Annotated in this window: 1 protein-coding gene and 1 pseudogene; one reads left to right on the top strand and one right to left on the bottom strand. The window is 50.3% G+C overall.

Annotated elements, in window-relative coordinates; genetic code table 11:
* A partial coding sequence (locus C7B77_RS23080; protein ID WP_146138467.1) for a tetratricopeptide repeat protein occupies positions 1 to 4,639 on the top strand: 4,639 nt, incomplete at its 5' end.
* A gap of 461 nt (positions 4,640 to 5,100) precedes the next feature.
* Here the strand turns inward: C7B77_RS23080 and C7B77_RS30340 are convergent.
* Positions 5,101 to 5,404, bottom strand: a pseudogene (locus C7B77_RS30340) (serine/threonine protein phosphatase); the annotation flags it as partial.

The following is a 5,404-nucleotide window of genomic DNA, read 5'->3' as shown; positions in this document are numbered from 1 at the left end:
CAAGCAAGAAGCATGGGCAAAGCTTGGGTGGGTTTTGGTGGGGCTGGGAAGATTAGAGAAAGCCTTGGAATCATACGAGCGCGCGATCGCACTCCGACCTGAAGATGCCGAAGCATGGGCCAATCGAGCTTGGGTCTTATTTCAATTAGGCTATTACGCACAAGCGATCGAAAATTGCGATCGGTCGATCGAACTCAATCCTGAAGATCGATTTGCCTGGTATCAAAAAGGACGCGCTTTATTTGAACTAGAACGATACGATCTGGCACTGTCTGCCTACGATCGCGCCTTAGAGATTTCGCCAGATGATAGCTTGACGCTATCTAATAAAGGCTGGTTATTATTTCACATCGGACAGGTACAAGCAGCCTGTGGTTGTTACGAACAAAGTTTGCACATCGATCCGAGCGATCGGTTTGCCTGGAATAATCAAGGCCAAGTATTATTTCAATTGGGACAGATTAGAGCCGCGATCGACGCTTACCAAAAAGCGATCGAACTCGATTCGCAGTTTTATCAAGCTTGGAATAATTTGGGCGTGGCGCACTTCGAGCAAAAAAGTTTTCAGGACGCCTTAAGATGCTATCGCGTAGCAATCGAACTGGCTCCAGAGTCTCCAGCCGCTTGGTGCAATCAGGGCAAAGTATTATTTTTTCTCGGGGATTTTGAGGCAGCTCTAGCATCGTATACCAAAGTCACGCAACTACAACCGGATTTCGATCGAGCCTGGAATTACTGCGGTAATATTCTGTTCCATCTGGGGGAACTGGAACCTGCATTGCGCAGATATGAAATGGTCACCAAATTACAGCCCCAACTGACCGAGGGCTGGAGCAATCGCGGTAATGTGCTGTTGCTGTTAGATCGCCCTCAAGAAGCCCTCACCTGCTATACGCAAGCTACTACCCTTTCACCCAAAGATGCCACAGCCTGGAACGATCGTGGCAAAGCAATGTTTCACTTGGGGCGATACGAACATGCCCTCGACTGCTATCGCAAAGCCACTCAACTCGATCCGAGCCTCAGCGATGCCTGGAATAACCTGGGCAAAACCCAGTTTAAACTGGGTAAATTTGAGACGGCAATCGGTTCTTACGAGCAAGCAACGCGGCTGTACCCAGAATTTTATACCGCCTGGAATAATTTAGGCGTCGCCCAATTTCATCTCCAACGCTATGAAGCCGCGATCGTCAGCTACGATCGGACGTTACAAATCCAGCCTCAATTCCATCAGGCTTGGTATAACAAAGGGATGGCACAGTTTCATCTGAGTCAATACGATCTGGCATTGGCTAGTTACGATCGCAGTCTCAAGCTCAAACCCGATTATTATCAAGCCTGGAATAACTTAGGATTCGTGCTGTTTCATTTGGGACGCTACGAAGAGGCAATTAGCAGCTACGATCGTACCCTCAAGCTCAATCCCGAATTTCATCCCGCTTGGTACAATCACGGCATGACCCTCGCGCACCAGGGCAAAGATGCCGAAGCGATCGACAGCTACGATAAAGCTCTGGGGTTGCAGCCCAACGACCCTTATATTTGGCACAGTCGCGGGCGCGCTCTGGCTAAATTAGAGCGATACGCCGAAGCTCTGACTTGTTTCGATCGATCGATCGATATCCATCCCGAAAACTACGAACCTTGGTACGATCGCGGCCAAGCTCTAGCCGCCCTCGGGCGGTATACTGCCGCGTTGGAAAACTACGATCGTACCTTGCAACTTCGCCCTCGCGATCCGGCAATTTGGCATAGCTACGGCGTCGTTCAAGGATTGCGCCAAGAATATACCGCCGCGTTGGAAAGCTACGATCGCGCACTCGCGATCGATTCCAATTTTTATCAATCTTGGTACGAGCGCGGTCGTGCCCTCGCCGAACTAGGACGACACGAATACGCCATTACCAACTACGATCGAGCGATCGCAATCTCGCCTAGTTTTGCCCCCGCCAGCCAAGGCAAAGGACAATCGCTGTTCAAGCTCCAACGCTATACCGAAGCAATCGCCAGCTACGATCTAGCCCTGACAACCACCCCAGATAGCTTTAATTGCTGGTGTCAGCGCGGCCATGCCTTCTGGCATCTCGAAAGCTGGGATGAAGCTCTTTATAGCTACCAGCAAGCCCTCAAGATCGATCTGAGTGCGGCGATCGTCTGGCACTTTCAAGGTAAAACATTACTCAAACTCCAACGCTATGCCGAAGCTCTCATCGTCTACGAACGCGCGATCGAACTCAACCGCGAAGACTACCATAGTTGGAACGATCGTGGCTTGACATTGGCACATCTCGGTCGCCAAGAGGAGGCGATCGCTAGCTATCGTCAGGCGATCGAACTTCAGTCCGACTATCACCCCGCTTGGCATAATTTGGGCAAAGAACTCACCCAGCTCGGCGATACCGACGGCGCGTTAGCCGCTTACGAGCGGGCGATTGCCTACCACCCTCAAGATGCCGATACCTGGTACGGCATGGGCAATTTGCTCTGGCAATTGGGCGAATTGTCAGAGGCGATATTTGCCTACGAGCAGGTGACCAATTTGCAACCCGAGCGCGCCGAAGCCTGGTATCGCCAAGGTAGAGCAATGCAAGAATTACAGCAATGGGAACGCGCCGTCGCGTGTTACGAACGAGTTACCACCCTTACCACTGCTAGCTACGATCTCTGCTATAGTCACGGCCAAGTACTAGCCAAATTAAACCGCCATCAAGAGGCTCTGGCTTGCTACGAGCTGGCTCTAACCCTCAATAAAAATGCCGCCGATGCGTGGTATGCCAAAGGTCAGGCTTTAGCCGCACTGAACCGCTGGGAAGCCGCTAATGTCTGCTACGAGCGCGCCCTGAGTCTCGATCCGCAAAATCAGTCGATCCTCTACAATCAAAGCCAAGTCCAGGCAGCTCAAGGCGACTGGGAAACCGCCCTCATCGCCTGTTGTCAAGCGATCGAACTCGATCCGGACAATCCAGAAATCTGGACGCAACACGGGCAAATCTCGATCGAATTAGGTAATTACCACACGGCAGTAGATAGCTTGCAAACAGCTACAGGCATTGCGCCAGCATCGGCGACAAGCTGGGCATTGTTGGGCAAAGCTCAATATCATTGTGGCGATTTTGTCGCGGCGTTGGCGGCTTATCGGCAGGCTCTAGAACTAGAACCACGTCGTGCCGAAACTTGGTACGATCGGGGTTATTTATTAGGGCAACTAGAACGGTGGGAAGATGCCCTGAGTAGTTACGATCGGGCGATTGAGTCCGACCCTAATCGTGCTCTAGCCTGGTATCAGCGCGGACAAGCGCAGTTCCAACTTCACAGCGATCCTGCTGAGAATCTCCAGAGTTACCAACGCGCTCTAGCACTCGATCCGAACCACGCCGCCGCCTGGTATCAGCAAGGCAATCTGCTATTTCAATTGGGAAGGTTGGAACCCGCACTCGCAAGCTACGAACGCGCGCTCCAAATCAAACCAGAAGATTATTATATTTGGAACAATCATGGCAACGTGCTCGGATCGCTCAAACGCTATGAATGCGCGATCGAAAGTTATGACAAAGCCTTGGCACTCAAACCACAGTTTTATCAAAGTTGGCACAATCGCGGTAAAGCCCTATTTCACCTCAAACGCTATGAAGAAGCGGCAGCAGCTCACGAACGCAGTCTCGAAATTCACCCCCATAATGCTCAAATCTGGAATGGACGGGGAATGGCATTGCAATACCTCGGTTGCTGGCAAGAAGCACTAGCTTGTTACGAGCGAAGTATTGAAATCGATAAACTCGATCCACAAGTCTGGCTCAATCGCGGCACGGCTTTATTTCATCTCCACAAATACGAAGATGCGATCGCCTGTTACGACAACTGCGCCATTCTCAATCCTGACGAACTGCAAGCCTATCACTATCGCGGCATTGCCTCCCTCGAACTCGGTCGCTGGGAGGCGGCGGTAGCGAGCTTCGATCGCGCATTGACATTATCGCCGACTGTCGAAGATTCAGAAGCCAAAGTGCGTTCGCCACTGACAGCCAGTACTTGGAATAGTCGCGGTAGTGCCCTATTTCAACTTGGAAATCTTGAAGGTGCGCTGCATAGCTATCGCCAAGCCACCAAGATTGCCCCTGAAGATCCCTTGGGCTGGAATAATCAGGGAGCTACCCACCTCAACCTTCAGCAGTACGCGGAGGCTCTCCAGTGCTATCAAACCAGCCTCAAACTAGACGCCAACGATGCCTCAACTTGGTACAAACAAGCAATCGCCCAGCAAGCCTTGGGGAGACTGGATGCAGCCATTATTAGCCTCACTAAAGCCGTAGAGCTAGATCCCCAAGCGACCCTCGCCTGGTATCGACGTGGCAACATCTACCTGTTGCGGCGCGAATTTGAAGCTGCGCTAGCCGACTATGAAGTCGCTCTCAATCTCGATCCCGATCGCGCCGCCGCTTGGAATAGTCGTGGTAATTGTTTGCTCGAACTCAATATCCTCGATAATGCTCTATTCAGCTTTCAACAAGCCACTGGACTAGAATCAGAAAATTCTGAGTACTGGTTCAATCAAGGTCGCGCGCACAGCAGTCTCCAGCAGTGGGAAGAAGCCGAAAACTGCTATCAACAAGCTCGCAGTTTGACTCAACGGGATTGGTAGTAGATAGCAATCTGGTTTTTTGTGGGAAGCGGGGAGTTGGGTGGACATTGCCCATCAGCTAGGTTTCAGGCATTACAGCACTTTCATCAATCGTGAAGTACAGTCTTTCCTCGCTCCCCGCTCTTCAAATTAACGGATCCATAATACTGAAAAGTACTGTATGTATCTAACCACCCGCAGCGAAGGTAAGCATAATCGTTACAGATAGTAGCAATCCCGGACAGAGTAACAAGACCAGGAGGAGTAAATCTTGAGTAGCCATGGTAGTTTTCTTGGAAGAGGTGGGGTGAAAATTCGCAACGGCTCATTAACTAGAATAGGTAATAGGTAATTGCCATTAGCTTCTACTGTAATCCCGATCGCCATTGGCAAGCCGCAAATTATACGATTTCTTAATTTAGGCGCGATCGGCGGGATGTTGGGATGCTGAGAGTGCCAAAAAATTAGGGTAATAAATTAGATTATCGATCGCTTGGAGTTGCAACGCCTAAATCATTCATTAATTGACACCATTTATCAGGTGTAGGAAATGTTTGCTGCAAAAATTCGGCAGTCAAACTACTGCTATTAGCCTTGTACAGTAGAGCTGCATAACTCAAATCTCGAACGTGTGGCTTGAATTCATCTCGACCATAAATAGCGATCGATTCTGCCAGTTTTGCTGCTACTTTACTAATAGCCAGCGGTGCTAGCGCGAGTAAATCGTCAATCCATCGCTCTTTTGCGGCGATAAAATCGGCTAATTCTAGATTAGCAGAATTTCTA

Origin of the sequence: Chamaesiphon polymorphus CCALA 037, assembly GCF_003003845.1 — a bacterium.
GTDB classification, from domain to species: Bacteria; Cyanobacteriota; Cyanobacteriia; order Cyanobacteriales; family Chamaesiphonaceae; genus Chamaesiphon; species Chamaesiphon polymorphus.
The sequence above is the reverse complement of the archived record's forward strand: the minus strand, read 5'-3'. Positions and strand labels throughout refer to the sequence as shown.